The 26,660-nt window shown below is 56.4% G+C and carries 24 protein-coding genes, 3 tRNA genes and 1 riboswitch; of the genes, 17 read left to right on the forward strand and 10 right to left on the reverse strand.

All coding sequences use genetic code 11. The annotated features are described in order from the left end of the window. Positions 1 to 121: 121 nt before the first annotated feature. Positions 122 to 2,764, reverse strand: a complete 2,643-nt coding sequence (thiC, locus tag BBPC_RS04420) for a phosphomethylpyrimidine synthase ThiC (RefSeq protein ID WP_370739615.1) — start codon at positions 2,762 to 2,764, stop codon at positions 122 to 124. 200 nt (positions 2,765 to 2,964) lie between these two features. Beyond that, a riboswitch (TPP riboswitch) is annotated at positions 2,965 to 3,067 on the reverse strand. Between the two features lie 192 nt (positions 3,068 to 3,259). On the opposite strand from thiC, the gene BBPC_RS04425 reads away from it, so the two are divergent. Next, complete coding sequence (locus BBPC_RS04425) at positions 3,260 to 3,805, forward strand: GNAT family N-acetyltransferase (RefSeq protein WP_022245190.1); 546 nt, start codon at positions 3,260 to 3,262, stop codon at positions 3,803 to 3,805. Positions 3,806 to 3,878: 73 nt separating this feature from the next. On the opposite strand, the gene BBPC_RS04430 is transcribed toward BBPC_RS04425, so the two are convergent. Then, positions 3,879 to 4,229, reverse strand: a complete 351-nt coding sequence (locus BBPC_RS04430) for a low molecular weight phosphatase family protein (RefSeq protein WP_229030117.1) — start codon at positions 4,227 to 4,229, stop codon at positions 3,879 to 3,881. A gap of 169 nt (positions 4,230 to 4,398) precedes the next feature. Continuing rightward, complete coding sequence (locus BBPC_RS04435; protein WP_004221905.1) at positions 4,399 to 5,520, reverse strand: 5-methyltetrahydropteroyltriglutamate--homocysteine S-methyltransferase; 1,122 nt, start codon at positions 5,518 to 5,520, stop codon at positions 4,399 to 4,401. Between the two features lie 304 nt (positions 5,521 to 5,824). On the opposite strand from BBPC_RS04435, the gene BBPC_RS04440 reads away from it, so the two are divergent. The 3 genes from BBPC_RS04440 (at position 5,825) to BBPC_RS04450 (ending at position 7,829) form a co-directional block, all read left to right on the forward strand. After that, a complete protein-coding gene (locus BBPC_RS04440; RefSeq protein WP_022245192.1) occupies positions 5,825 to 6,454 on the forward strand; it encodes a sugar O-acetyltransferase in 630 nt (209 codons plus the stop codon). A 290-nt stretch (positions 6,455 to 6,744) separates the two neighbouring features. Then, the gene (locus BBPC_RS04445; RefSeq protein ID WP_022245193.1) at positions 6,745 to 7,047 is read left to right on the forward strand and encodes an autorepressor SdpR family transcription factor; all 303 of its coding nucleotides are present in this window, start codon (positions 6,745 to 6,747) and stop codon (positions 7,045 to 7,047) included. A gap of 11 nt (positions 7,048 to 7,058) precedes the next feature. Continuing rightward, positions 7,059 to 7,829: an SdpI family protein gene (locus tag BBPC_RS04450; protein ID WP_004221911.1), complete on the forward strand. Its 771-nt coding sequence runs from the start codon at positions 7,059 to 7,061 to the stop codon at positions 7,827 to 7,829. Between the two features lie 225 nt (positions 7,830 to 8,054). Here the strand turns inward: BBPC_RS04450 and BBPC_RS04455 are convergent, their stop codons facing one another. Continuing rightward, positions 8,055 to 8,690, reverse strand: a complete 636-nt coding sequence (locus BBPC_RS04455; protein WP_004221913.1) for an HAD family hydrolase — start codon at positions 8,688 to 8,690, stop codon at positions 8,055 to 8,057. A 92-nt stretch (positions 8,691 to 8,782) separates the two neighbouring features. Beyond that, a complete protein-coding gene (locus BBPC_RS04460; RefSeq protein WP_022245195.1) occupies positions 8,783 to 10,558 on the reverse strand; it encodes a bifunctional ADP-dependent NAD(P)H-hydrate dehydratase/NAD(P)H-hydrate epimerase in 1,776 nt (591 codons plus the stop codon). A 93-nt stretch (positions 10,559 to 10,651) separates the two neighbouring features. Between BBPC_RS04460 and BBPC_RS04465 the strand changes: the two genes are divergently transcribed. The 3 genes from BBPC_RS04465 (at position 10,652) to BBPC_RS04475 (ending at position 11,657) form a co-directional block, all read left to right on the forward strand. Further along, on the forward strand, positions 10,652 to 11,353 hold the full coding sequence (locus BBPC_RS04465; RefSeq protein WP_022245196.1) for an ABC transporter ATP-binding protein: 702 nt from the start codon (positions 10,652 to 10,654) through the stop codon (positions 11,351 to 11,353). A 98-nt stretch (positions 11,354 to 11,451) separates the two neighbouring features. Next, positions 11,452 to 11,524: transfer RNA gene (locus BBPC_RS04470), tRNA-Asn, on the forward strand. A 57-nt stretch (positions 11,525 to 11,581) separates the two neighbouring features. Further along, positions 11,582 to 11,657, forward strand: a tRNA-Asn gene (locus BBPC_RS04475). A gap of 32 nt (positions 11,658 to 11,689) precedes the next feature. On the opposite strand, the gene BBPC_RS04480 is transcribed toward BBPC_RS04475, so the two are convergent. After that, complete coding sequence (locus BBPC_RS04480) at positions 11,690 to 12,067, reverse strand: hypothetical protein (protein WP_022245197.1); 378 nt, start codon at positions 12,065 to 12,067, stop codon at positions 11,690 to 11,692. A 160-nt stretch (positions 12,068 to 12,227) separates the two neighbouring features. Here BBPC_RS04480 and BBPC_RS04485 point away from each other — a divergent pair, with 160 nt between their 5' ends. Next, positions 12,228 to 12,839: a M23 family metallopeptidase gene (locus BBPC_RS04485; RefSeq protein ID WP_022245198.1), complete on the forward strand. Its 612-nt coding sequence runs from the start codon at positions 12,228 to 12,230 to the stop codon at positions 12,837 to 12,839. Between the two features lie 114 nt (positions 12,840 to 12,953). Beyond that, positions 12,954 to 14,765 (forward strand): AMP-dependent synthetase/ligase, encoded by a 1,812-nt coding sequence (locus BBPC_RS04490; protein WP_004221926.1) that lies wholly within the window; start codon positions 12,954 to 12,956, stop codon positions 14,763 to 14,765. A 140-nt stretch (positions 14,766 to 14,905) separates the two neighbouring features. Here BBPC_RS04490 and BBPC_RS04495 read toward each other — a convergent pair whose 3' ends face one another. After that, positions 14,906 to 16,438, reverse strand: coding sequence for a substrate-binding domain-containing protein (locus BBPC_RS04495; RefSeq protein ID WP_004221928.1), 1,533 nt, complete (start codon positions 16,436 to 16,438; stop codon positions 14,906 to 14,908). Between the two features lie 155 nt (positions 16,439 to 16,593). Continuing rightward, positions 16,594 to 17,814: an NADP-dependent isocitrate dehydrogenase gene (locus tag BBPC_RS04500; RefSeq protein WP_004221932.1), complete on the reverse strand. Its 1,221-nt coding sequence runs from the start codon at positions 17,812 to 17,814 to the stop codon at positions 16,594 to 16,596. 146 nt (positions 17,815 to 17,960) lie between these two features. On the opposite strand from BBPC_RS04500, the gene BBPC_RS04505 reads away from it, so the two are divergent. Continuing rightward, positions 17,961 to 19,079 carry a GuaB3 family IMP dehydrogenase-related protein gene (locus BBPC_RS04505; RefSeq protein WP_004221934.1) on the forward strand — a complete coding sequence of 373 codons (1,119 nt, stop codon included), beginning with the start codon at positions 17,961 to 17,963 and terminating at the stop codon, positions 19,077 to 19,079. A gap of 148 nt (positions 19,080 to 19,227) precedes the next feature. Beyond that, on the forward strand, positions 19,228 to 19,818 hold the full coding sequence (locus BBPC_RS04510) for a 3'-5' exonuclease (RefSeq protein WP_004221936.1): 591 nt from the start codon (positions 19,228 to 19,230) through the stop codon (positions 19,816 to 19,818). Positions 19,819 to 19,886: 68 nt separating this feature from the next. Here the strand turns inward: BBPC_RS04510 and BBPC_RS10025 are convergent, their stop codons facing one another. Together BBPC_RS10025 and BBPC_RS04515 are read right to left on the reverse strand one after the other, a co-directional pair. Then, positions 19,887 to 20,150: a hypothetical protein gene (locus BBPC_RS10025; RefSeq protein WP_231857848.1), complete on the reverse strand. Its 264-nt coding sequence runs from the start codon at positions 20,148 to 20,150 to the stop codon at positions 19,887 to 19,889. Continuing rightward, positions 20,086 to 20,523, reverse strand: coding sequence for a cation:dicarboxylate symporter family transporter (locus tag BBPC_RS04515; RefSeq protein WP_022244728.1), 438 nt, complete (start codon positions 20,521 to 20,523; stop codon positions 20,086 to 20,088). Before BBPC_RS04515 ends, BBPC_RS10025 begins: the two co-directional genes overlap by 65 nt. 298 nt (positions 20,524 to 20,821) lie before the next feature. Between BBPC_RS04515 and glmU the strand changes: the two genes are divergently transcribed. The 6 genes from glmU (at position 20,822) to BBPC_RS04550 (ending at position 26,548) form a co-directional block, all read left to right on the forward strand. Then, positions 20,822 to 22,204 (forward strand): bifunctional UDP-N-acetylglucosamine diphosphorylase/glucosamine-1-phosphate N-acetyltransferase GlmU, encoded by a 1,383-nt coding sequence (gene glmU / locus BBPC_RS04520; RefSeq protein WP_004221957.1) that lies wholly within the window; start codon positions 20,822 to 20,824, stop codon positions 22,202 to 22,204. A gap of 2 nt (positions 22,205 to 22,206) precedes the next feature. Beyond that, positions 22,207 to 22,614 (forward strand): ribosome silencing factor, encoded by a 408-nt coding sequence (gene rsfS, locus BBPC_RS04525; protein ID WP_022244726.1) that lies wholly within the window; start codon positions 22,207 to 22,209, stop codon positions 22,612 to 22,614. Between the two features lie 108 nt (positions 22,615 to 22,722). Further along, positions 22,723 to 23,454 carry a histidine phosphatase family protein gene (locus BBPC_RS04530; RefSeq protein WP_022244725.1) on the forward strand — a complete coding sequence of 244 codons (732 nt, stop codon included), beginning with the start codon at positions 22,723 to 22,725 and terminating at the stop codon, positions 23,452 to 23,454. A gap of 113 nt (positions 23,455 to 23,567) precedes the next feature. Further along, positions 23,568 to 24,698: a hypothetical protein gene (locus BBPC_RS04535; protein WP_004221963.1), complete on the forward strand. Its 1,131-nt coding sequence runs from the start codon at positions 23,568 to 23,570 to the stop codon at positions 24,696 to 24,698. Between the two features lie 163 nt (positions 24,699 to 24,861). Next, positions 24,862 to 24,934 (forward strand) — tRNA-Ala (locus BBPC_RS04540). 351 nt (positions 24,935 to 25,285) lie between these two features. Then, the gene (locus BBPC_RS04550; RefSeq protein WP_004221966.1) at positions 25,286 to 26,548 is read left to right on the forward strand and encodes a Fic family protein; all 1,263 of its coding nucleotides are present in this window, start codon (positions 25,286 to 25,288) and stop codon (positions 26,546 to 26,548) included. Positions 26,549 to 26,660 lie beyond the last annotated feature (112 nt).

The following is a 26,660-nucleotide window of genomic DNA, read 5'->3' on the forward strand; positions in this document are numbered from 1 at the left end:
CCTACAAGCAAAAGAGTTGTCCCTATCGGAGTGCTCCATATCGGCATAAGCGACAAAAAGGGATTGCCCGGCTTTCTACACACCAGACAATCCCGTTCGTCACAACCTACTACAGTTCGGTCTACTGGTACAGATGGCCGCCCTGCTCGCGGAAGCGCTCGCTCATCTCTTGCATGCCGGCAGCGATGGTTTGCGCGTCGGCGACGAGCTTCTCCTGTGCTTCGGCATTACCGAATTTTTTGCGGATGTTTTGGCTGATGGCCATGGAGCAGAACTTCGGACCGCACATCGAACAGAAATGCGCCATCTTCGCAGGCTCGGCCGGCAAAGTATCATCATGGAACGCGATGGCGGTGTCCGGATCGTAGCTCAGGTTGAACTGGTCAAGCCAACGGAATTCGAAACGTGCCTTGCTCATGGCATTGTCGCGGTCGATGGCATGCGGATGATGCTTGGCGATATCAGCCGCATGGCAGGCGATCTTGTATGCGATCACACCTTGCTTCACATCGTCCTTATTTGGCAGCCCAAGATGTTCCTTCGGCGTCACATAACACAGCATGGCAGTGCCATAGCGGGCGATTTCCACACCGCCGATCGCCGACGTGATGTGGTCGTAGCCGGGAGCGGTGTCGGTGGTGAGCGGTCCAAGCGTATAGAACGGCGCGTCCTTGCAGATCGCCTTTTCCATCTCGATGTTCATGCGCACGGTGTCGAACGGAATATGGCCGGGTCCTTCGATCATCACCTGCACGTCGTGTTCCCATGCGCGCTGCGTAAGCTCGCCCAAAGTCATCAGTTCGGCGAACTGTGCCGCATCGTTCGCATCGGCAAGCGATCCCGGACGAAGTCCATCACCCAGTGAGAATGCGACATCGTACTTGGCGAAGATCTCACACAACTCATCGAAATGCGTATACAGGAAGCTTTCCTGATGATGCTGCAAACACCATTCGGCCATGATCGAACCGCCACGCGAAACGATGCCCGTCATACGATTCGCCGTCAACGGCACGAAACGCAGCAGCACACCGGCGTGAATCGTCATGTAATCCACGCCTTGCTCGCACTGTTCGATCACTGTGTCGCGGAACAGTTCCCAGCTGAGCTTGGACGCATCATCCTCCACCTTTTCGAGCGCCTGATACATTGGCACGGTGCCGATCGGCACGGGGGAGTTGCGCAGAATCCATTCACGAGTGGTGTGAATGTCGTTGCCGGTAGACAGATCCATCACAGTGTCGGCACCCCACTTGGTGGCCCACGTGAGCTTCTCCACCTCCTCGTCAATAGACGAAGTGACCGCCGAATTGCCCATATTGGCGTTGAGCTTGGTGAGGAACTTCGAGCCGATGATCATGGGTTCAGCTTCGGGATGGTTGATATTGCAAGGCATGACCGCACGCCCTGCGGCCAGTTCGCTGCGTACCAATTCCACGCTGCAATGCTCGCGCTCCGCCACATAGCGCATTTCCGGCGTGATGATGTTGTGGCGCGCGTACCACATTTGCGTCACCGGATGATCCTTGGCCTTCATCGGCTTATGCTGGCGACCACGCCATTCCTTGGAAGCCTTGCCACGTTTGATGGCGCGTTTGCCGTCATCTTCCAAATTGCGGCGACGTCCTTCATATTCTTCGACGTCTCCACGGTCAAGAATCCAGTCCAAACGTAGGGGAGCGAGACCCTCCTTCGGATCGCATTTCGGACCTTCGGTGTTGTAATCCTTGAATGGTGCGTTCGGTCCGACGCCAGGAGTGTCAGACAGTTTGATTTCAGTGTACGGCACTTGCAGATCGTAGGAACCGAATTCGTTTTCGAAATGCACCGGCGTGGTTTTGCGAATATGTGCTTTGTCTCGCTGCTTGGAATCGCGTGCGGCAATGTCGACGCGCTGTTGCTTGGCAAGCTTGGAGGCGGCCTTGGCTTCCTTCGCATTGGTGAACTTCTTTTCGCCGGATGCGCCGTCGGCTGTGTTGTCAGTGTTGATTTCCGCTGTTTTCTGGGCTTTCACGCGCGGCGCGTACCCGTGCTTCGTGTCGCCACGTACGGCTTTCCAGCGCGCTACCATATTGCGGGTTGCAGCTTCCGGATCATCGGCTCCTGCAATCGCGGACACCACGAACCAGCCTGCCGCCTTTGAATGCGCCAGCATCTCCATATCATCTGCGGTCACGCCACCGCCTACCACTACCGGAAAACCACTGGCTGAACAAATGGTGTTGATCTGCTCTTCGTCAAGCGTGCGACCGGAACCGTCATTGCCGCCTACGGACGCTTCCGGCTTGGTGACGGAAACATGCAGTGGTGCCGCACCGATATAGTCGATGCAGCCGTCGGGCAATTCGTTGATGAGTTTGACCAGGCTTTCCGTTTCGGCGGACAAGCCCACGATGGCATCTTCGCCAAGCAGTGCACGGGCTTCGCGCGGTTCCATATCGGTCTGTCCGATGTGCACGCCGTCAACCTTGATGCCTTTGCTGCGGGCCTGCCAGACCACGTCCACACGGTCGTCGATCACGAATGCCACGGAATCCGACTTATTGTTGTCTTCGATGATTTGCGCGATATCACGCGCCATGTCGGTGAGATCCTTCGCGTCAGCGTCTTTGACGCGCAGTTGGATGAAGCTTGCGCCCCCGCGCAATGCGTCATCGATGACGTCGGTGATCGGTCGGCCTTTGCAATCCTGTGGTCCTACCACAAAATAGGCGCTCAGGTCGAAGCTGTCTCGCATCGACGCATATGGATAATTGCTCATGATTCCCCCTTGATTATGCTGTTTTGGGTTGGGAAAACTTGATTTCGCAGGCAATGGGTATGCTGACGCGCCCGTATGCTCGGTTATACGGGATAGAAAATGGAATTACGATTGATGATTGCGCGATGCAGACTGTTTGGTCGACGCATCTGCTGCGCAGACTTTTACGGATGCCAATTGACGCTGGCAATGCGTGTGCGCTACGACACTCATTCTTCGCTCCCTACGTTGGTGCTAACCAACAGGTTCAAAGGGTCAGGCATTCGCCTATCTCAGCTCCGTTGGGGAGCCCCCCTGCTTTACGTGTTGGCTATGAATCTACGCCCTGCACTGGACGTAACTTTCATCGAAGCCCACAGGAGAGTTAGGCCAGCCGTCACTTTCGCATGTATCGCCTCCATCCGCGTCACGCCTCCGCCGCGCAACTCACAGCAAACTCTCCTTGCAGGCTAATCTATACTTCAGTTCAATGCATTGCGTGTGAAAGAGGTCGACTACATGTTGGAAACGGAACGGCTGACATTGAGGGCTTGGGCGGAAACAGATGCGGAAAGCTTGTACTCCTATGCGAAAGATCCGGATATCGGGCCTATCGCGGGCTGGCCCGCACACCGATCGAAAGAAGAAAGTCTCAATACGATTCGTCATGTGCTCAATGGCAAGGAATGCTACGCGATTTGCGAGCGCGGCAGCAATAACCCCATTGGTTCGATTGAGTTAAAGCTTAATGGTCATACGGATATGACGGATCGTGATGATGAGTGTGAGTTGGGTTACTGGCTGGGCAAGCCTTTCTGGGGGAGGGGTTATATGCCGGAGGCAGCCAAGGAGGTTATCCGTCATGGTTTTGTTGATCTTGGTATGAGTGCGATTTGGTGCGGCTATTATGACGGCAATCTGAAGTCGAAGCGGGTGCAGGAGAAGGTTGGTTTTGTCTATCATCACACGTGTGATGAGGTACCGGTGCCTCTTATGCACGAGGTGCGTGTCGGGCACGTGAATGTTCTTACCAAATCACGCTGGCAAAATTTAGCTGCCTGCTGATTGTGCTAGAAGCTAACCTAGAATGCTTTGGAAGGGTCTTGGTGGGCTTCGAACGGATGCTGGTCAAGACCCTTTAGAGCTTCATGATGTTTTCCTCGATGCGACGGATGACGTCAATGAAAGCTTCATCGTTGTGCCCGGTTGGATCTGGCAGATTCCAATTATCGTCGAAAGCCTTGCCGATATAGGGACATCCCACGTCGCAGCCCATGGAGATCGCGGTGTCAGGTTTTGGAATATCCGAAATCAGCTTGGAGTATTGCGTTTTCTCCATGTCGATGCCGTAAAGCTCTTTCATGAGTCGTACGGCATCCTGATTGATCTGCGGCTTGGTTTCCACACCTGCGGAATAAAAATCACAATCGGTTCCGCGTAGATGCTTTCCCAACGCTTCGGCAATCTGGCTGCGGCATGAATTATGCATGCAAATAAAAGCCACTTTTCTCATAGCTTTCCCTGTCTGCGATGTTATGATTTCACGATTGCTGTCCCGTATTATACGTTTCGCCCAATGCTCCGCGTTCACATCATCGAATAACACAATGCCCGGTACGACCATGTCATAAGCTGGTCGTACCGGGCATTGGCTTGGATTATTCGCCCCAGACTTCTTCGGCGATGGACCTTACGAGTGCGATCTTGGCCCACTGCTGCTCCTCAGTGAGCTTGTTGCCTTCCTCAGTGGAGGCAAAACCGCACTGGGTGGACAGGCACAAGCGGTCGAGCGGCACATACTGGGCCGCTTCGGAGATGCGAGCCTTAATCACTTCCGGATCTTCAAGTTCCGGTCTCTTGGAGGTGACGAGGCCAAGCACAACCTGTTTATCGCCGGAAACCTCAGCCAGTGGCGCGAAGTCACCGGAACGGTCGTCGTCGAACTCCAGATAGTAGGCGTCCACGTTCTCTTCGCCGAACAGCTTGGCTGCGACCGGAGCATAACCGCCGGACGACAGCCACGTGGAATGGAAATTACCACGGCAGATATGGGTGTTGATCACCAAATCATCAGGCTGGTCTGCGATCACTGCGTTGATCACGTCAAGATTCTCCTGCTGCAGGCGGGCCGCATCCTCATCGCTCCAGCCGAGACGCTCACGCACGCTCTTGTCGCACAGGCGAGTCCAAGTGCAGTCATCGAACTGCACGTTACGGCAGCCGGCGGCATACAGGTCGGCAATGACCTGACGGTATGCGGCCACGATATCCGCGGTCAGCTCGTCGTCATCTTTGTAGAACTCGTCGTACGGGTAGGCGTTCTTGTTGCCGGTAAGCACGAAACGGGTCTGCGCTGGGGAAGGCATGGTCTGGCGAGCAACGGTATTGTCATCTTCAAACTGCCTGACGAACTTGAAATGCTCCACGAACGGATGATCGTGTCCGTCGAGCTTGCCGGTCACCGTGGCAGTGTCGGCGGGAGTGACCTCGTCATGGAAGGCAACGCGATGGGCGGCTGCGACATGGTCCACGCCGTTGAAGCCCCACATGAAATCGAAATGCCACCAGCCGCGACGGAATTCACCATCGGTGATGACATGCAGGCCGGCGGCCTTCTGCTTGGCAACCAGATCAGTGATCAGCCTGTCTTCGACAGCTTTCAATTCAGCGGCATCAATAATACCTGCAGCATAATCTGCACGAGCCTGCTTGAGTTCGTCCGGACGCAGATAAGAACCGACCACATCGGCGCGGAACGGCGCATTCTTGGAATATGTCATGATTCTCCTTCGACTATTGACTTGCAATTAACAATCACAACGACAAAACCAACAATATGCTATCCCACCACCCACAAACACGACGTATTCCATCCGCCTGGTTGACAACGTACTTCCGTCCATCCGCAGAGTTTTCAATGCTGGAATAAATGGGGGTAAATGACACTGCATGGCGTTCCGATATTGGCAGACGCGCGGCCGATGATTGTGCAAAGAATCGCGAAAGGCATGCGGAATCACGACATGAGTGGCGTTGTGTTCGTATATAATCGCAACGGACATGAACGACTGCAAGGAGGCTGCCATGACTGTGCCGCAACGAGTGCTTGACACCATGAATTCCGGACTGATCTACACCTGCGATGACGAAGAGATGATCAAAGCACAGAAGGAACAGATGGAACTGCTATACGACTTCAATGCAACCCGCCCCAGTCAAATGACGCAACGCAACGAAATCGCACGCCAACTGCTTGGCGAATTCGGCGAGGACGCTTATATCGAACCGCCGTTACATGCCAATTGGGGATGCAACACGTATTTCAGTGCGCACGCTTACGCCAATTTCAACCTTACGTTAGTTGATGATGGTGAAGTGCATATCGGCGAACATACCATGATCGGCCCGAACTGCACTATCATTACCACCGGCCATCCGATTCGTCCTGACCTGCGCGAGAAGGTCACACAGTATTCTCTGCCGGTCACCATCGGCCGTAATGTGTGGTTGGGCGCCAACGTTACCGTGCTTCCCGGCGTCACCATTGGCGACAATTCGGTGATTGGCGCATGCTCGCTGGTTACCAAAGATATTCCCGCCAATATGGTCGCATTCGGACAGCCATGCAAGGTGTATCGCGAAATCGGCGAACATGATGACGTCTACTATTGGCGTGACCGCATGATCAACCCACCCTATGACCAGAAGCAGTAAAACAAATCACTATCGACCAACCGTTCAAACAGGTCGAATCATCGTGGACTAGTCGTTATGACAGATCCACGATCCCATAATTTGCGACTGTCAAGCGAAATACCGGGCGCACCATTGCTCCACCACACGGGCAAGGTGCGCCTTCTTTGAAAACTCAGTCCTGGTTGCTCCAATCAATCATGCTTCCCACCATAACGTGCGAAACGTAACGCACGCATGTCCGCGGTAGATGTTTAGATAATTATCTAAATAAGAAAATGTGTGAACATTGCGAAGCGAAGGAGGAATGTATGGCAGGGGAGGGATTCAAAGCGCTCTCCGATCCCACGCGACGGCGCATTTTGGAATTGCTGCGCGAACGTGACATGACGGCTGGTGAACTTGCGGAACAATTCAACATGAGCAAACCGTCGATCAGCCACCATCTGACCACGTTGAAAACCGCGGGACTGGTAACCGACGAACGGCACGGGCAGAACATCATCTACAGTCTCAACACCACGGTGATGCAGGATCTGATCGGATGGTTCATGGGATTCATGGACGGCGATGGAAACGTCAATCAAGCGAATGATCAAACAGACAATAAATAAAGGAGGGTCTTATGCGCGGGAACAACTTGAACGATTTAAAAAACAACATCAACAATGCCGAAGACAAGAACAAGACTGATTCGGGGGAGAAGATCGCTCCGATCGGACGCAATCTGTGCATTGCGCTTGTTGCACTGTGTGTAGTCAACATCATCGCACATCTTGCCTGCTATAGTCGGCTTCCCGAAAACGTGCCGATTCATTGGGGTGCCGATGGTTCGGTCAATGGTTATGGCCCGCGTGCCGTAACGTTGATTCTTGATGTATTGCCGTTGCTGTGCTTGGGACTTTTCCTCGTCATCCCGAAGATGGACCCCAAGGGAGAAAACTACATGAAGGCCAGCGGACTGTATCGTGGATTCGTCATCGCGTTCACACTCATCATGTGCGGTGTCACATGGTTCACTGAAGCCACCGCATTCGGTGTAATCCCAGCTACCGGCGGTCCCGTTGGGCTTATTGTTAGCGTGGTATTGGGCGCGCTGTTCGTCGGCTTAGGCAATTACCTTCCGCGCATGCGCCAGAATTACACTTTCGGCATCAGAACGCCTTGGGCTCTGGTCGACGAGAACAATTGGAAGCGTACGCAGCGTGTGGGTGGCATCTCTTTCATGGTGTTGGGAGTGCTGTTGATTGTGGCGGGTGTTGTCAGCTCTGTTGTGCCTGTGGGCGACATGCTCATGGTCGCAATTATTGTGACGATAGCGGTTGGTGCAGCGCTCGTTCCTTATGTATACAGCTACCTGTTGTTCCGCCGCAGTCGCGGTTCGCGGCAAAACTGAAGTAACGTCATAGCGACGCTAGATACCGTCGCCTTGACACAGAACACAAATCAACGTTGACAAACGCCGTTGGCAATCTGGGAAAGTTTAATGAACGGACTCAGGAGAACCAATTGCAAACAGTGAAGGAATCGAATCTGAATTTCTTCAGTCCAACAATCGGGGTGCGGTTCACATGCGTGCGATCCGCACCCTTTGTTAATTCAAGTGTTCGTTTTGAAAAAGTCAGAAATCCATGCCCAAAGATTTCAGATCGCGGCGAGCCTGACCGGCGTTAGTGAAGCGGAACGCGTGCATGCCCACGGCCTGTGCGCCAGTGACGTTCTTCGCGGTGTCGTCGAAGAACACGCTGGATTCCGGCCTGAGATTGAAACGGCTCAGCGCCAGTTCGTAGATGTCGGCATTCGGCTTGTGCATCTTCTCTACGCCGGACACCACCGTGCCCTGCAGCAGCTCGCCGAGCTGCGGGAAACGTTCGAATGCGAAATGGAACGTCTCATGCGACCAATTCGTCAACCCCCACACGCCGTAGCCTGCAGCCTTCAAATCACGAAGCAGCTGTTCCATATCCGGAATCATGCGGGGAAGCGCATCGCCGTAACGTTCGATGTAATCGCGGAAAATCTCGGCGATCTCTTCGCCCTGTTCACGTACCACGTCGGGATAAATGGCTTCGAAATCCTCGCCATGGTCCATGCGATCCTCATAATCGTAGAAGCCGCACGGATCATTATCCGCGCAAATACGGTCTACAACCACTTGGGGGTACCTGCCTTCAAGGCATGCGCGCGTCTGCCAGTCGATAAGCACGCCGCAAAAATCAAAGACCACATCGGTGACGTTGGCACTGGGGGAGGTCATGAAAATCCTTCCTGCAAAATACGGATTGGCAACGCTAGTGTAGCGCAAAGCCACCGATGTTGGGGCTGGTGTTCGGTAAATTTGTTTTGCAATTAAAGTAATTGCAAAAATGCCGGCTGAATGCCGCCGATAATATCGCTCGCGATGATCGGATGGCCGATTTCCCCGAAATGCTGCTTTTTGGAATGCCCATAGATCTGCGGACGATGCCATCCACGCTGTTCGGATCGCGATGCGATCGCGCCCGCAAGACCATGTATGTAGGCTCCGGCCGCCACGACTTCGGGAACTAATGCCGGATCCTCGGCAAGCATGTCGTCCTGTTGCGCGAGCAGGGCGCCCAACATGCCGGCAAGCACATCGCCCGATCCTGCGGTGGACATCCACGCCGGCGCGCGTCCGGAAAGAATCACCCGCTCGTTGCCTTCGCCGTCCGTGCCGACCACCATGGTCACCGCGCCCTTCAACAATACGGTCGCGCCGGTCAGCTCATGGACCCTGCGGGCGCAGGCGAGCGGCTGCGAGCGCACTTTGTCGACGCTGGCTTCGTTTCCGTCTAGCCGAGTCAACATGCGGGCCAGCTCCCCGACGTGCGGGGTGACAACCACTTGAGCCGGCACTTTGCCTGGCAGCAGGTCCAAAGCTCCGGCGTCTACCACGATCGGCGGCATGCCCAGGGCGCTTTCATTCCTGGCGTCGTCATTGGAGCCGGTTTTTTCCTGCAGTGCGTAATGCTTCAACAACGCGGTTATGGTTTCGCGTTGAATGTCGGTGTCGGCGGCTTCGTCGCCACCCGTGGGAACGCCGGAACCAACCACCCATGATTGGACGCGGCCCTTGCCGATCACCGCCTCGGGCAACGAGGAAAGCACCATGTCCTGCGCTCGTTGCGGGCCGAGATAGCGCACCATGCCAGTGTTGGCGCGCGCCGCCGCCGTGGCCGACAATACGGCTGCACCGGGGTAACGGGCGGAGCCGGTCACCAAGCCGACCACTCCACGCGAATACTTGCCGTCCGAAAGTTGCGGAAGGCGAATCGAATCCGTTACGAAATCGCCGTCCGTCATTTCGGCCGCGGGGACGCAATCATCAATGTCGAAACCGAAATCGACCAAAGTGAGGCGGCCGCATGCGTATGAGGCGGGTGGCACCATCGCGCACGGCTTCATCGCGCCGAATGTTACCGTAACATCAGCAGGAATGTACGGTCCTGGAAGCGAACCGTCATTTACGCCAACGCCGGACGGCGTGTCGATCGCCACGACGAGCGGCAGGGCGGAGGAAGGCTCGTTGTTCGGCAGGGCGGGCCTGTCGGGAAGTTCGCCATCGAATCCCAAGGAGGAAGCGATGGCGCCTGCGATGCCACGCAATGCGCCGCTTACGCCGATTCCGGTCATCGCGTCGATGATCACATGGGAGCCCTGAACGTATTCAACGGCGGCCTGCAGTCGTTCTCCGGCCTCTCCCGCGGAAAAACCCGTGGTGCATCCTGGGATTTCGGCGGCGGGATCAAGTACGAGAACACGGCCTCCGGCATGCACGAACGCGCCGAACGCCTCCTCGTGCAGGGAACGTCCCACGGCGATCGCGGTGACATGCGCGCCTTCGTTCGCCAGTTCCGCGCCGGCGTATAGACCGTCGCCGCCATTATCTCCCGCCCCTACAAGGAGGGCTACCCGCGCGTCCTCGACGGCGAGGTCCTCATCATCGAGCAGTGTCATGGTCACATGGGCCGCAGCCGAGGCGGCCATGCGCATCAGCGGCACGCCGTCGTCAAGCAGCGGACGTTCCATCTCGCGCACGGTATCGGAATCGTAAGCGCTGTACAGCAGTGTTTGCAAACGGTCGGCGTCGTCGGCGATGTCCATAACGTTCCCTTCCTCGTCGTCTATGAGCAACAATCCCTACTGTAGTCGTAATATTGGGAGTCAAGGATTTTTCGGCGTGGAATGGAGACCAAAATGGCATATATCGAAATGCAGCATAGTTACAAGCGTTACCAAATGGGTTCCACCACCATCACCGCGAACGATGATGTGAGCTTCGGCATCGAAAAAGGCGAACTGGCCATCATTCTGGGCGCGTCGGGCGCGGGCAAGTCGACGGTGCTCAACATTTTGGGTGGCATGGACACGAATTCAGAAGGCAGCGTGGTCATCGACGGACGCGACATTTCCAACTATTCCCCGAAACAGCAGACGGCTTATCGCAGGACGGACATCGGTTTCGTGTTCCAGTTCTACAATCTTGTGGCGAATTTGACCGCGAAGGAAAACGTCGAGCTCGCCTCGCAGATCGTTTCCGATGCTCAGGATGCCGTCAAAGTGTTGGAAGACGTCGGTCTCGGCGATCGTGTCGACAATTTTCCCGCGCAGCTTTCCGGCGGTGAACAGCAGCGTGTGGCCATCGCCCGAGCTGTGGCGAAGAATCCGAAGATCCTGCTGTGCGACGAGCCGACCGGCGCGTTGGACTACAACACCGGCAAGCAGGTCCTGCAGATTCTGCAGGACATGAGCCGTAAGAAAGGCGCCACCGTGGTGATCGTGACCCATAATTCCGCGATCGCGCCGATCGCGGACCGTGTGATCCGCATGCATGATGGCAAGGTCACCGCCGTCGACGTCAACGAGCATCCGATGGACATCGCGGAACTCGAATGGTGATGTCGCGACACGCTGTGCGACACTCGATTTGCGAAGACAAAGGATTTGTGTAATATATGTGACTTGTGCACGGAAGCAATTCCGTACAGGAAGCACATTCCTGCGTAGCTCAGTTGGCAGAGCATCCGACTGTTAATCGGACGGTCACTGGTTCAAGCCCAGTCGCAGGAGCGCGTTTTTAGGTTTTTCCTGATTTTCGTCGGGGAGAAGCTTAGAACAGGAGAATATTCCTGCGTAGCTCAGTTGGCAGAGCATCCGACTGTTAATCGGACGGTCACTGGTTCAAGCCCAGTCGCAGGAGCCACATGAAAGCCCTTGGAAATCAAGGGCTTTTTGTTACTCTAACGAATCAAGCACGTCGTCGATCAGCGTGCGCTCGTGCGGTCCATCGGTCTTGAGCCGAGGAAAGCGCCGCAACGCGTTGGCGGGACTTGCCCCGGCCGCGCGCGCCACATTCGATTTCGACTCGCCGTGCGCCAAAGCCGTTTCCGCAAGACGGTCCACCAGCGAGTCCGACACCTTGCGGATCTGCTCGGCAACCCACAACTGCGCCAGTTCGGGGGAGAGCGCGTAATCGTCCTGCAATTCGCTTGACGCTTCCTGCACGGCCGCCCACAGCACCATAAAAGGCTTCTGATAGTAGGTGATCCGATCGTAATCGGACTCGCTTTCCAGTTGCTGCAACGCTTTGCGCTGTGACGTGTTATCGCTCATACGTTCCATCGTATGCCGAGACACGCCCGGAGCCTGTGGATAACTCATCCTCCGACCACAGGGCCGTTTCAGCTGGACAAGCACAACTTCACACTGTCATGCTGGCGATTTACCACAGCACAACGCAACGGCGCAAACACAGCAACGTGAAGGAGCCATCATGGACGAACGTGAATATCGCAGGCGAATCCGACGGAACAGAATCGCACAGGAGGAAAAGAAGCGCATCCGCCAGCAGTTGCGCCAAACCATGGTCGTATGCGCTCTGGCATGTGTCATGCTGCTCGTGTGCTGCCTATGGTCGGCCGAACCGACGTATGCGAAAACGAATGCGGCGACCGCGTCCGGTTCCTGCGCCGTCCTGATGCGATGGCCGCTGAACGGCGCGCAGGTGGTCGGCAAGTACGATGCGCCGAAACAACAGTGGCTTCCAGGCCATCGGGGTGTCGACCTGCTTGCGGACCCTCAGGAAGCCATCGTCGCGCCCGCGGACGGCGTGATCGCCTTCAGCGGCAACGTGGGAGGCAAAGCCGTGGTCACCATCCGGCATGGAGGCGACCTTTCCGGCCTGACCTCGACGTTCGAACCCGCCATTGCGGAACGCGATGTCGGCGCACATGTTGCGCAAGGGGAGCGTTTCGCGCGTGTGGAGGGCGAATCCGACCATTGCGACGAGCGGTGCCTGCATTGGGGGATAAAATCGGAAGGACGGCAATACACCAATCCGGAAAGCAAAACCCGTACGGTGAGAATCGGATTGAAAGGCCTGTGAAACAGGGGTCGACAGAACCATTGATTTTGTCCATACGTCGTGGCCTCGTCGAAAAAAGTGAAGCTCTCAGGCTATGATGCTACATGTACGACGATTACGCAGGGGAGAAATGCCATGTACAAGGAATACACGCGGCCTTTGGAACAGCAGATCGACACGGATAAGAACATTTTCTCGGTGCTTGATGAACGAGCGAACCGCACTCCGAACGATTCATTGGTCGAATACAAGAACGAGCATGGCGAGTGGTCGTCGTTCAGCGCCACCGAATTCCGTGCCAAGGTCATCGCCATCGCCAAAGGCCTGATCGCCCAAGGCATCATGCCCGGCGAATCGGTGTCCATCATCTCTCACACCTGCTGGCAGTGGACTGCGCTCGACGTGGCCATCATGTCGATCGGAGCGCTCACCGTTCCCGTATACGAGACGAATTCTCCCGCGCAGGTCAAAATGATCTTCAACGACGCCAACGTCAAAATGGCGTTCGCAGAAGATGACGCGCAACGCGACAAGATCGAATCCATCAGAAACGAATGCTCCAATCTTGGCGACGTCTACGTCATCGGACTTGGCGCGATCGACACGATGATCGAATACGGACATGCCGTGTCCGACGCCGAATTCCAAGAGCGCGAACATGCGGTCAAAGGATCGGACCTCGCCACCATCGTGTACACCTCCGGCTCCACAGGCACGCCAAAAGGCATTGAGCTCACCCATTCCAATTTCGTGTTCATCACCTATTCGGGCATTAGCTCCATGCCCGATATCGCGATGAAGCCGAACCGTCGTCTGCTGCTGTTCCTTCCACTGGCGCACGTGTTCGCACGCTACATGCAGTTCTTCTGCTTCGCAGGTAACGTCTCGCTCGGCCTATCCAGCAACTTGAAGACGATCCTGGCTGATTTCAAAGCGTTCAAGCCGACGTTCATCCTTGCCGTGCCGCGTATCTTCGAAAAGATATACAATGCGGCGTCGCAAAAGGCCGGAGCCGGCCTCAAAGGACGTATTTTCGCAGGTGCCACGCAGACGGCGCGCGACTGGTCGTACGCACAGCAGTCAGGCGAAGGCATTCCGGTTGTCTTGAATCTCAAGCATGCGCTGTACAACAAGCTGGTGTACTCCTCGATCATGGACGTGTTCGGCGGCCATGTGGAATACGCGGTTTCCGGAGGCGCTCCGCTTGATTCATCCATCGCGCATTTTTTCAATGGCGTCGGACTGCCGCTGCTGGAAGGCTACGGCATGACCGAAACCTGCGCTCCGTCAAGCGTCAATCCGACCTCCGGATACAAGATTGGCACCATCGGACTGCCTCTGCAGGGCGTGGCCATGGGTGTCGACGAGGAAGGTGAACTGTGCATCAAGAGCCCGGCCGTATGCGCCGGCTACCACAACAATCCCGACGTCACCAGGCAGCAGATTGTCGACGGCTGGCTGCATACCGGTGATCTTGGTTCCATCGACGACGAAGGCTTCGTCTCCATCGTCGGACGTAAGAAGGACCTCATCATCACCGCCGGCGGCAAGAACGTCTCTCCATGCGAAATGGAAGCGTCGATCATGACGTCGCCCGTGGTGAGTCAATGCGTGATGATCGGCGACCGCAAGCCGTTCATAGCGGCCATCATTGCGTTGGATCTTGGCGAAACGAACGCATGGCTTGCATCGAAAGGCGCGGAATGCGCGGCATCCCTCGAGGAGGCCTCCCGCAATCCGATCGTGCGCGCCGAAGTGGAACGTGCCGTCAACAAAGCCAACGAGCTCGCATCCCGTGCCGAATCGATCCGTAAGTTCGAAATCGTGCCGGACGAGTTCACCGAAGAAAACGGCTTGGTCACGCCGAGCATGAAGGCACGCCGTCAGGCGGTGGTTGATCACTACCGCATGCTGATCGACACCGTCATCTACGTTCCGAAGAAGTAGAATGCGATGATCGGCGGTAGGAATGTGCCGGCCGCAACATAAAAAGCTGGCTTCCGTCGCGGCGGTTCGACGGAAGCCAGCTTTTTCCATCTCTTGTCGGATTTCCTATGTCTGATAATCCGGATTACCTTGTTGCCGGTCTACAAGCCTGCTTCGGCGAGCGAGATATATCCCGGTTCGATCAGCGTTTTCTTCAGATTGCTGGCGCTGACCGCAAGCGCCTCTTCCTGAATGGTCGGCACTTTCATGTCTTCCATGGCGACGGATGAGATGAACGTCATCTTCGCAAGTTTGCCCGACGTGTTGAGCTGCACGCAGGTCTGTGCGATGTCGGATGCTAAGGTCTTGCGATTTTCCAAAGCGGTCATCCACTGTTTGCCGTTCACGATATTCGGTATGGAGCTGACGTAGGCGCCGTAACCGGTGATGATCGGCCATTGCGAGTTCTGCTCGTCAAGGGAATCGCTGGTATCCTCCGTATCGGAATCGCCGTCATCGGATTCAGGCGCCTGCGCAGGATCGGGAACGGACTGTTTTTTCAGGTCTTTCTTGCCGGTGATATTGTCTACGATGCCGGAAATGGTGATGGATGGGTTGATGTCGGCCGCCGAACCGGTATATCCAAGATCGTTGAGCTCTTCGGAAGCATAGCCGGCCACATAATCATTGCAGGAGATGATGCCGTCGATGCGGGTATGGCGCGATGTGTCCTTATCCATGCCGAGACGTCCGGCGAGCGTGGATTTGACCCGCTCACTTTTCGCCGCGTCGAACGCCACGGACACCCAATCGGATTCCGCGCTCGACGAGGTCAGCGTGCCGGATGGGGAAACGGCCTTCCCATCTTTGAAATACGGTCCAAGCACTGACCAAATGCCTTTGAACACGCCTTGCGCGAAAGTCGCGTCCGCTGTGCTGCCGCTTTCATTGGCGGCATCGTAGGGGAGTAGCACTTCGATATGCTTCGGATTGTCGGAGCTGGTTTTGTCGAGCTCGAGCTTGCTGACCAGCTGTTTGGCTTGAAGCTGGCCGATCTGCTCGGCCGTGGTCATCGGCACGTACACATCCGGAGTGAAACCCTGCAGCGTGTTCGACACTAACACGACTTTCATGCCCTCGTTTTGAGCGAGCTGCAATGCGGAAACCAAACGTTCCGCGGATTGGGCGTAGTCCTGGGCGTCTTCGTCGGAGGAGCTCCCATTCCATGTGATGGCGTGCGACACATAGTCTCCATATTGGCGGTCGGATTCGGTGGTGTCGGCCACCGGCGCCACTACCAGAGTGGTTTTGTCGGAGGAATCCGCATCGTCGCTGGTGCTGTTGACGTGATTCACCACGTAATCCTGCACGCTTTGGCTTTGCTTGTCGAGACTTGGCGCCGCTTTGACGGTGATGTTGGCGCCTTTGACATCATTGTCTTTCAATGATGAAACGATTTCCGGCACCAGCTTCTCCCATTTGCTCAGAGGCGTCTGCTGGGAGATGGTGATGCCGTCCGAAGGGGTGAAGATCACCACGTTGCCGGCATCGGTGGCAGTGGCGGTGCTGGGGGAGTCCGTTTCATGCGATTGCGTTTCATTGGCGGATGAGCAGGCGCCCATGGTCATGATGAGCGAGGTCGATGCCAACAGTGCGAACAGACGTTTCGTCACGGTCGTGCGGTGCAGTGTCATGCCGTTTCCTTCATGAAAATCGAATGATGATTCCTATGCTGAGCTCCGATTGTAATATCCGGACGTCAAAAAGGGCTGGATATGCGTGTGAACCATACATATCCAGCCCTTTTGAGCCTGCTGCTGGCCGTTCAGCCAAAGGTTATTTCGCTAGGTCATTCGGCCAGAGCCTTGGCGAGATTCTCGTCCAAAGCGTTCATGAAGCCTTCGGTGTCAAGCCAGGCCTGATCCGGACCAACGAGCATGGCGAGATCCTTGGTCATCTGACCGCCTTCAACGGTAGACACGATGACCTTCTCCAAAGTTTCGGCGAAATACTTGACTTCCGGAGTGTTATCCAAGTCGGCGCGGTGCTTGAGACCGCCGGTCCAAGCGAAAATCGATGCGATCGGATTGGTGGAGGTCTTCTCGCCCTTCTGCCAGCGGCGGTAGTGGCGGGTCACAGTGCCGTGTGCGGCCTCGGCCTCGACGGTCTGGCCGTCAGGGGTCATGAGCACGGAGGTCATGAGGCCGAGAGAGCCGAAGCCTTGCGCCACGGAATCGGACTGCACGTCGCCATCATAGTTCTTGCAGGCCCAAATGTAGCCGCCATGCCACTTGAGGGAGCTGGCCACCATGTCGTCGATCAGACGATGCTCATAAGTCAGGCCCGCTGCGGCGTACTTGTCTTTGTATTCGTTTTCGAACACTTCGGCGAACGTATCCTTGAACTGGCCGTCGTATGCCTTGAGAATCGTGTTCTTGGTGGAAAGATACACCGGATAGCCGCGCATCAGACCATAGTTAAAGCAGGCGCGGGCGAAACCACGGATGGAATCGTTCACGTTGTACTGCACCTGGGCCACGCCGCCGTCGGCACCATAGTTGTACACGACATGTTCGATCGGCTCGGAACCATCTTCCGGAGTGAAGGTGACGGTGAGCGTGCCTGCCCCCGGAACCTTGAAATCAGTGGCCTTATACTGGTCGCCGAACGCATGGCGGGCTACTACAATCGGCTTGGTCCAGCCGGGAACCAGGCGCGGAACGTTGCTCATCACGATCGGCTCGCGGAAAATGGTTCCGCCGAGAATATTGCGGATGGTGCCATTGGGGGACTTCCACATCTTCTTCAGGCCGAATTCCTTGACACGCGCCTCATCCGGCGTGATGGTGGCGCACTTTACGCCGACATGTTCACGCTGGATGGCCTTCGCCGCGTCGACGGTCACCTGATCGTCGGTGGCATCGCGGTTTTCGATGCCGAGATCGTAATATTCGAGATCCACGTCGAGGTATGGAAGGATCAGGCGATCCTTGATATCTTTCCAGATGACGCGGGTCATTTCGTCGCCGTCGAGTTCGACGACCTTGCCTTCGACCTTGATTTTGGCCATGTGTTGCCCTCCTGTCGGGATTGAAGGTGATAAGTTCCTGTCTTATAACGAACGTGTTAACGGCACCTGTTAATGTCCAAAAAACGGTGTGGCGGCAGGTGACACGCTCTTGCATACTGTCATTGCTGAGCATTAGCCTTGAAAACATGTCTCAGGAAATTGAAATCGGTTTGGGCAAGAAGGGCCGTCTGGCATACTCTCTGGACGACGTTTCCATTGTTCCCTCCCGTCGTACTCGCGATCCGCAGGATGTGTCCACCTCGTGGCAGGTTGACGCTTATGAATTCGACGTGCCGGTTATCGGCGCTCCGATGGATTCGGTGACCAGCCCGGCCACCGCCATCGCCATGGGCAAGATGGGCGCGCTTGGCGTGCTCGACCTCGAAGGCCTGTGGACCCGCTACGACGATCCGCAGCCGCTGCTTGACGAGATCGCCGAACTGCCGGCCGAAAGCGCGACCGAGCGTATTCAGCAGATCTACGCCGAGCCGATCAAGCCGGAGCTCATTGTCGAGCGTCTGCATGAGATTCGTGACGCCGGCGTCACCGTTGCGGGCGCCCTGTCCCCGCAGCGCACGCAGGACTATTATTCGACCGTGCTCGAAGCGGGCGTCGACCTGTTCGTCATCCGCGGCACGGTCGTTTCCGCCGAGCACGTCTCCCAGGATCACGAGCCATTGAACCTGAAGAAGTTCATCTACGATCTGGATGTGCCCGTCATCGTAGGCGGCGCCGCCAACTACACCGCGGCCCTGCACTTGATGCGTACCGGCGCGGCCGGCGTGCTCGTCGGCTTCGGCGGCGGCGCAGTATCCGCGAACCGCAACACCATCGGTGTTCACGCTCCGATGGCCACCGCCATCGCCGACGTGGCCGAAGCCCGCCGCGACTACATGGACGAGTCCGGCGGCCGTTACGTCCAAGTGATCGCCGACGGCGGCATGGGCGACTCCGGCAGCTTCATCAAGGCGTTCGCGCTTGGCGCCGATGCCGTGATGCTTGGCTCTCCGCTGGCCCGTGCCGAGGAAGCTCCGGGCAAGGGCATGCATTGGGGTGCCGAAGCCCGTCATCAGACGCTTCCGCGCGGCTTCCGCACGAACGTCGGCACCGTCGGCACCCTGGAAGATATCATGTTTGGCCCCAGCCACAATGCGGACGGCACCACCAATTACATTGGCGCGCTCCGTCGTGCCATGGCAACCACCGGCTATGTCGATCTCAAAAGCTTCCAGCGTTGCCCGGTCACGGTCGCTCCGACCCGCTGAACGAGCTTTGCGGTAAAGCCTGAATAACGGTTCATTGATCCTGTAGCGTCATGCTGCAGGATCTTTTTTGTTATGTTTCCCCGGCTAAGAAAGTCAGGTTGGAATGATTAAGCTATACATCGCAAATGAAAGAGCAGAGGTGAGATGAATGGCAGCGCATAGAAGTGGCGATTCCCGACGTTTGGACCCGTTGTCCGGACGATTCACGGATTACATCGTGATCGATACGGAAACAACCGGATTGAGTGTGCGCAAAGGTGCCAAGCTCATTGAGATCGGCGCGGTCAAAATCCGTAATGATGAGCTGGTTGACGAATTCGACCAGCTCATCAACCCGTTCGAACACGTCCCGTCAAGAATCACTGGTTTGACGGGAATCGACGATGGCATGCTGCTCGGCAAACCGGATGTGCGTGAAGTCATGGATGAGTTTGCACGCTGGTGTTCGGACACAGCCGTGGTCATGGCGCACAATGCGTCCTTCGACATGTCGTTCCTCGACAATGCTGTACAGCTCGCTTACTCGGAGCGAGACGCGCGCTTTGCGCACCATTTCGTCGACACTCTGGACCTCAGCCGTCGACTGCATCCGGAAAAACGAAGCCACAAAGTTTCCACCCTCATCGTCGACTACCACATCGCCGACATGGAGGAGCACCGCGCATTGTCCGACGCCAGGCAGGAGTGGATGCTGTACCGCGCCATGCGTGACGAGGCCGAGCTGCTCGGCATGCTCTGACAGCCTAACGTCGTTCGAACACTTCGATCCGGTATTCTCCCACAGGTGTCTGTTGATTTATGGATGGATTATTTGTTCGGCTTCGTGCCGCAGCAGGCGTCATCTCCACTGGCGGAGAACATTGCATTGGGTGCGAAGTTCAGAGCGAAACCGCTCTGTTGGTGGGAGACGTTGGCTGAATCGGATTTGGCGTCATTCGTGATATTTGCCCTCTGTGAGGGCTCCGTTCCGGCAACGAACGAGGCGATATCTCCTGGAACGCCTGCGCTACGTAACTGACGCACGGTGACTGGAATCGTGCCGATGCTGCTTTCCGAGGTGAACGCGACCACTCCGGCAGGGAAGAACGCTTTGAAGAAGTGGATTGGATTCAACTTCGTCAGTGTTAAGCAGCAGGAAGAATACGGTTTTCGCACCAATACTCTTTAAGCGCATGGACTCTCCAAGGTTCGTGATGCTGGAGATGATGCTGAACAGCAGCAGCGGAACCACCAGTGCGGTAATTGCGTTGGACCAGATGGAACCCACCGCGCCGACATAATCAGTGTGGCCGTTGAAAGCGATTCCCAAAATGATACCGAATGCCGTTGCAAGCAACACGCGTGTGGTGAAACCCGCGTTTTTCTTACGTTTGAGAAACGCCAGGATGACGAACAGGATCGCGGCTACGCCGAGGGCGATCCAATCATATGCGATGCCTGACATTACTATCATTCCCTTCCCAAAAAATGGTGATACATTACGTGAGATACCCCCACGTTCATGTCGGACATCAATCTATCCGCTCCGTCTCCGGCGCAACGCCTTGTAGTTATTGCTGTTTTCCATAGTCGTCTATCAGACGGTAGTCATTCCGAGGCACGCATGCTGACATTCCAGCGCTCCACAAGTCATTCCGAGACGTGGTTGTTTTGCGTTTAGGGAGGGCTCGTTTTAAGATGGAACGTCGGATAACTGGCTTCGTGTCTGGATTTGTGAGAGCCGGAGGAATTGGAGATTAGACATGGCATTAAGTGCCGCGATTATTCTTGCGGCGGGTGAGGGCACCCGCATGCGTTCCAACAAGCCGAAAGTGCTGCACACTTTGGCCGGAAAGACGTTTTTGAACCGTGTGATGGACTCCGTGTCGGCGCTCGACCCTGAAACGTTGGCCGTGGTCGTGCACTACCAGGCGGAACGAGTCGCCGAAGCGGCCCGCTCCTACAATGAGCGTGTCACCATCGTCAATCAGGACGACATTCCCGGCACCGGGCGAGCCGTGCAGTGCGCCATGACGCAGTTGAAGGAGCAAGGCGGTCTTGACGGCTCGGTGCTGATCGCAGCTTCGGATATGCCGCTGCTCGACGCCGACACGTTGAACCAGCTGCTTGCCTTCCATGAGCAAAGCGGCAACGGAGCCACCGTGCTCACCACCATTCTTGACGATCCTACTGGCTATGGTCGCATCATCCGCGACAGCAAAGGCAACGTGCTGCGCATCGTGGAACAGAAGGACGCCAACAGCAGCGAACTGGCCGTGCATGAAGTGAACACGTCCGTCTACGTGTTCGATGCCAAACTGCTGGCTGAAGCGATCGCCAACCTCAAATCCAACAACGCCCAAGGCGAGTTCTACCTGACCGACGCACTCGAAACCGCCAAAGCCAACGGTGCCGTCGGTGCGTTCGCCGCCCCCGACCCGTTGAGCGTCGAAGGTGTCAACGACCGCGTGCAGCTCGCAGCGCTCGCCAAAGCTCACAACAAGCGTATCTGCGAGCATTGGATGCGTAAGGGCGTGACCATTCTCGACTCTGAAACCACGTGGATCGAAGATGACGTGCGTATCGAACGCGATGCGGTGATCCTTCCCGGATGCTTCCTGGAAGGCCAGACTGTGATCGGCGAGGGCGCGCAGGTCGGCCCATACACAACACTTATCAGCGCGGTCATCGATGCCGACGCCCATGTGGAGCGTTCCCGCGTGCAGGAAACCCACATCGGTCGCGCGGCCAACATCGGTCCGTGGACGTACCTGCGTCCGGGCAACGATCTTGGCGAGGAGTCCAAGGCCGGCGCCTTTGTGGAAATGAAGAAGGCGCACATCGGCAACGGCACCAAGGTGCCGCATCTGAGCTATGTTGGCGACGCCGACTTGGGTGAGCACACCAATATCGGCGGCGGTACCATCACCGCCAACTATGATGGCGTGCACAAGCACCACACCACCATCGGATCGAACGTGCACGTCGGTGCCGGCAACCTGTTCGTGGCCCCTGTCGAAGTCGGCAGCGGCGTCACTACCGGAGCCGGTTCCGTGGTACGCCACGACGTTCCGGACGATTCCATGGTCTATTCCGAAAACACACAACATGTAGTAGAGGGCTGGAAGCCCGAATGGGAGCGCTGAATATGCCGGCAGTACAAGATTCCATCGACGCCATCCGCATCGCCGCCGCCGCGGCCGACCGTATGAAGGCCACCGACCTTGTTGCCTTCGACGTCACCGAACCATTGGCCATTACCGACGCGATGCTCGTCGCCACCGCTTCGAACGAACGTCAGGTGTTGGCGGTTGCCGAAGAGATCGAAAAGGACCTGTATCTCAAAAGCGGCAAGCGTCAACCGCGTTCCCGCGAAGGCTTGACCGAAGGCCAGTGGGTGCTGCTCGACTATGGTGATTTCGTGATCCACGTCATGCATCAGGAGTCCCGCGACTTCTATCGCCTCGAACGCTTGTGGAAGGATTGCCCGAGCATCGACCTGCAGCTCGAACATCCGGAGACTTCCGACGAAGAGACCGCGGAAATCGCGGAATAACACGTATGAACATGCCTTCCCGTATAGATGCGGAAGGCATGTTTTCATATCAAGCGAAGCAGTTTTCGCAAACATTCCATAATCGAGAAAGCAACGGAGAGCAGCAGCATGCCTCGAAACGTCGAACTTGAGCATAACAGCGCAGTACCGGAACACGTGCACGCCATCACGCTGGTGCGTCACGGACGTACCGCCTACAATGCGCAGCATCGTCTGCAAGGCCAGATCGACATTCCCCTCGACGAAGTCGGACAATGGCAGGTTCGCCAGACGGCCGACGCATTGCGTGAACTGTATGTTGATCGTCGTCCCGATATTCCGAACCGGCTGGTCATCTGTTCCGATCTGGGGCGTGCCGCAGCCACCGCGCATGCGTTCGCCGACCCGCTGGGCTTGGAAGTGCATCCCGACATCCGCGTGCGTGAACGCAGCTTCGGCGATTGGGAAGGCATTCCGGTTGAGGAACTCGCGCAACGGTACCCGGAAGACTATCGTTCCTGGGCTGAATTCCGTGGCGGCGAACTCAAATACGGTGCCGAACCCAAGGAGGAAGTCGGACGTCGTGGCGTCGAAGCGTTGAACGATTGGGCGTTCCGTGCCGGATCCGACACGGACTTGTACGTGTTCTCGCATGGTGCATGGATTTCTCAAACGTTGCAGACGCTGCTGGGAATGGCGGATGCGCATGGCGATTTCGCCGACATTTTGTCGATGCGCAACGCTCACTGGGTGCGGCTCATTCCATTGGAGATCGGTTCCACATTGCGTTGGCGTTTGATGGACTACAATCACGGTCCCGCTATCGCCGATTCCGAGGAATGGGAGCATCCCAGCCTGTAGCCAGCCTGTAGCCGGCCGATACATGATGTCGGACGCTGGTCTGTCACCGCTTTTTCAAGCTTTTCACAGAATCGCCAGTACTTTCATAGCGAAATTAGCTATCGTCATGGCTTGTGAAAAACTTTTTTAAGGGAATCTCTTTTTCGTCGATTTGCGCGGGTGCGCTGGCGGCGGTCACGTCATTCCTACTTTCCGCGAAAATCGGTATCGCGGGATCGGTGATTGGTGTGGCCGCGGGTTCGGTTGTTTCCGCGGTTGCCACGCAGGTCTACAAGAACGTTTTGAAGGCATCAGGGGAGAAGATCCAACAGGCCGTGCCGTTCCCGTCGAGTAGCGAGACGGTTTCGAATGAGCGAGCTGCGGATGAAACGCAGGTGCTTGGCTCTTCCGAACAGGATGATGAGACGAGGATTATTGGATCGTCTCCTGTTGCGTCGGATGTCACGATGGTATTGTCTGCCGATACGGCTGCGGTAGCGCAGTCCGGTTTACCGCGCGTCATTTCCTCCGGACAGGAATATGCGGATGCGACTCGTGCGCTCGGCGATATTGCCGGGGCAGGGGAGACTTCCGTTTTCCCGAACGGACAGCGTGGCGTCAGCGATGTTGGCGTAGTTACCGGTAAGACCGGAACACTCGGAAGCGCGCATGATGCCCGAGTACAGCATGCTGGGCAGCGTTCCTCGAATTGGTTGCATAGCAAGTACGCTCCGGCGATCATCGCATTCGTCAGTGCTTTGGTTGGTGTGGGAGTGAGCGCGGGATTGATTCTTGCTTTCACCGGCGGTCAGGGGACGGACACCGTGGTGCGTGACGTGGTGCATGAGAAGGTTGTACCTTCGCATGGAAATACCGATGACTATCAGACTGGCGACGGGCAGACCCCCGTGCAAAAGCCTAAGTCCGATTCCACGGATTCGAACGACGAAACCACCACGGACGGCAGCGACAAAACCACCAACGGATCCACCGACTCGTCCACTTCCAACGGCACATCGAGCAATACCAATGGATCCACGTCCGGAAACAGCGGGTCGTCATCCGATAATTCCAGCAATGGTTCCAGCCAGAACGGAACGGATTCGTCCAACGGCACTGGCTCAAACGGAGGCACGTCCGGCACCACTGGTGATGGCTCATCATCCGGATCCGGAAACAGCGGAACCGATGGTTCGACTGGCACTGGCACGTCGGGATCCACCGACGGTACTACCGGCTCGACGGGAGATGCAAGTAGTAACTAATGTCGCTGGTGGCGCACTTCCCATGTCGCCCGCATAAGGTTCACATAAGGTGATTGCGTAGTGCGGTTTTACTCATGCCAATTCCTCAGTGCGGGCGACACGCCGAAATTTGCGTGACTTATGTCTGCGATGTATATTATACAGAGTTTGCAGGGCAGACTTTGGGGCTATGGCGCAGCTGGTAGCGCATCTCCATGGCATGGAGAGGGTCAGGGGTTCGAATCCCCTTAGCTCCACGATTATCGAGGGCCACTCCGTAAGGGGTGGCCCTTTTTGTTGAAACGACGCTGTTTCGCGGACGTGCTTGCCGAACCTCAAAAACGGTTCAAGGTGATAGAAACCGGTTATAAGGTGGTAAAGAAACAGGACTTCCACGACGACGCGGAGAACCTTCGGCAAGATCGTATACAAGCCGAACAGACGGACGCATGAACGACCCGTGTCGGCAGGGGTGTCGGCGACGGACGGTAGAGCCGACATGGGCTTATTGTTAATTTTCATTCATAGATGCTTTGTCTTGTCTTATGAGTGCTTCTAATTTATAATCCTCATAAAATATAAATGACTTTTTGAAAGCAGTGACCGTTATGAGCATGGAATACAGGACTTTGGCGCGGCTGTTCCACGCCGACAGGAGCATGGACTCCTACGCCAACCACGACCGGCTCGTCAGACAACGCCTCGAAGCGGACTCCACATTCACAACCGGAATCGGCACACCCTTGGGCGAACTGTTCATCGCCACGCCGCGCTGCGTGTGCATGCTCACACAGAAGGTGCTCCTCGCCGAACGCCGGGTATCGGCCATGTGGCGGAGCATCCCAGGAGTCATGCGGTGGAACTACATCTACCACGCCATATCCGAGGAATTGCTCGCCACCAACGAGATGGAGGGGGTCAGGTCGACGCGGAAGGAGACGGAAGCCGCCGTGGCCGCAGCCCGGCAGGCCAGGACCGAGGGCGACATGGAGAAGGCCAGGTTCGGCGAGTTCGCGAAACTGTATCTCAACCTCACCAATCGCGACGTTGAACTGCCCAAGACTCTCGAGGACATCAGGGACATCTACGACAAGATAGCCCTCGACGAGATCGACGACAAGAACAGACCCGACGGGGAGCTGTTCAGGAAAGGCGATGTCGAGGTCCAAGGACCGCACGGCACCGTCATCCACAGCGGCGTCAGCAGCGAGGCGCGGATATCAGCGCTGCTCGCACAGATGATGGACCTCGCCCGGTCGGATACCATACCGTTCCTGCAGCGGGCGATAGCCAGCCACTTCCTGTTCGAATACATCCACCCGTTCTACGACGGCAACGGCAGGACAGGCAGGTATCTGCTCGCGCTCTACCTCAGCAACGATCTCACTCTGCCCACCGTGCTGTCCCTCTCCAGGACGATCGCGGAGAACAAGAACGAATACTACAAGGCGTTCACTGAGGCCGAGGACAAACTCAACAGCGGGGAACTCACGTTCTTCGTATACACCATCCTCGGACTCATCGAACGGGCGCAGGAATCCCTGATCGAGGAGCTCGGCGTCAAAATCGACCAGCTCGACAAGGCGACCGTCCTGCGTGACGAGCTACGGAGGGAACATGCACTGTCCACGAACGCGACCCTGCTTCTCTACGCAGTCATGCAGGAGGAGCTGTTCGACACCACCAAGTCCATGACGCTCGAAGATGCAGGCGGCGACCTCATGCTGACGAAACAGACGATCCGCAAATACGTGGATGAGCTGGCGGGCGCGAGCCTCATCGAGTTCACAGGAAGACGCCCTCTCAGATTCAGGGCCTCCGGGGCGTTGCGTACGCGCATACAAGCAAAGCGAGAATGGGGGATGGAATAAAATGCCTTTGTGCTTTCTCTGGCAGATACTGTCTGACATATCTAAGCCAGCAAACAAGAATTGCCACATCGCAAAAAGCCCAGGCTAAATCGGAAATGTCTGAATCTGCATA

Origin of the sequence: Bifidobacterium pseudocatenulatum DSM 20438 = JCM 1200 = LMG 10505 (assembly GCF_001025215.1) — a bacterium.
Lineage (GTDB): Bacteria > Actinomycetota > Actinomycetes > Actinomycetales > Bifidobacteriaceae > Bifidobacterium > Bifidobacterium pseudocatenulatum.

Excerpts from the sequence above, each read along its gene's own strand:
- rsfS (WP_022244726.1), top strand. The coding sequence starts at position 22,207 with ATGCCGGCAGTACAAGATTCCATCGACGCCATCCGCATCGCCGCCGCC.
- BBPC_RS04435 (WP_004221905.1), bottom strand. The coding sequence starts at position 5,520 with ATGACATATTCCAAGAATGCGCCGTTCCGCGCCGATGTGGTCGGTTCT.
- BBPC_RS04445 (WP_022245193.1), top strand. The coding sequence starts at position 6,745 with ATGGCAGGGGAGGGATTCAAAGCGCTCTCCGATCCCACGCGACGGCGC.
- BBPC_RS04530 (WP_022244725.1), top strand. The coding sequence starts at position 22,723 with ATGCCTCGAAACGTCGAACTTGAGCATAACAGCGCAGTACCGGAACAC.
- BBPC_RS04505 (WP_004221934.1), top strand. The coding sequence starts at position 17,961 with ATGTCTCAGGAAATTGAAATCGGTTTGGGCAAGAAGGGCCGTCTGGCA.
- BBPC_RS04485 (WP_022245198.1), top strand. The coding sequence starts at position 12,228 with ATGGACGAACGTGAATATCGCAGGCGAATCCGACGGAACAGAATCGCA.
- BBPC_RS04510 (WP_004221936.1), top strand. The coding sequence starts at position 19,228 with ATGGCAGCGCATAGAAGTGGCGATTCCCGACGTTTGGACCCGTTGTCC.
- BBPC_RS04450 (WP_004221911.1), top strand. The coding sequence starts at position 7,059 with ATGCGCGGGAACAACTTGAACGATTTAAAAAACAACATCAACAATGCC.
- BBPC_RS04500 (WP_004221932.1), bottom strand. The coding sequence starts at position 17,814 with ATGGCCAAAATCAAGGTCGAAGGCAAGGTCGTCGAACTCGACGGCGAC.
- BBPC_RS04425 (WP_022245190.1), top strand. The coding sequence starts at position 3,260 with ATGTTGGAAACGGAACGGCTGACATTGAGGGCTTGGGCGGAAACAGAT.
- BBPC_RS04465 (WP_022245196.1), top strand. The coding sequence starts at position 10,652 with ATGGCATATATCGAAATGCAGCATAGTTACAAGCGTTACCAAATGGGT.
- BBPC_RS04430 (WP_229030117.1), bottom strand. The coding sequence starts at position 4,229 with ATGCATAATTCATGCCGCAGCCAGATTGCCGAAGCGTTGGGAAAGCAT.
- BBPC_RS04455 (WP_004221913.1), bottom strand. The coding sequence starts at position 8,690 with ATGACCTCCCCCAGTGCCAACGTCACCGATGTGGTCTTTGATTTTTGC.
- BBPC_RS04490 (WP_004221926.1), top strand. The coding sequence starts at position 12,954 with ATGTACAAGGAATACACGCGGCCTTTGGAACAGCAGATCGACACGGAT.
- BBPC_RS04480 (WP_022245197.1), bottom strand. The coding sequence starts at position 12,067 with ATGAGCGATAACACGTCACAGCGCAAAGCGTTGCAGCAACTGGAAAGC.
- BBPC_RS04515 (WP_022244728.1), bottom strand. The coding sequence starts at position 20,523 with ATGTCAGGCATCGCATATGATTGGATCGCCCTCGGCGTAGCCGCGATC.
- BBPC_RS04550 (WP_004221966.1), top strand. The coding sequence starts at position 25,286 with ATGAGCATGGAATACAGGACTTTGGCGCGGCTGTTCCACGCCGACAGG.
- BBPC_RS04440 (WP_022245192.1), top strand. The coding sequence starts at position 5,825 with ATGACTGTGCCGCAACGAGTGCTTGACACCATGAATTCCGGACTGATC.
- glmU (WP_004221957.1), top strand. The coding sequence starts at position 20,822 with ATGGCATTAAGTGCCGCGATTATTCTTGCGGCGGGTGAGGGCACCCGC.
- BBPC_RS04495 (WP_004221928.1), bottom strand. The coding sequence starts at position 16,438 with ATGACACTGCACCGCACGACCGTGACGAAACGTCTGTTCGCACTGTTG.
- BBPC_RS04460 (WP_022245195.1), bottom strand. The coding sequence starts at position 10,558 with ATGGACATCGCCGACGACGCCGACCGTTTGCAAACACTGCTGTACAGC.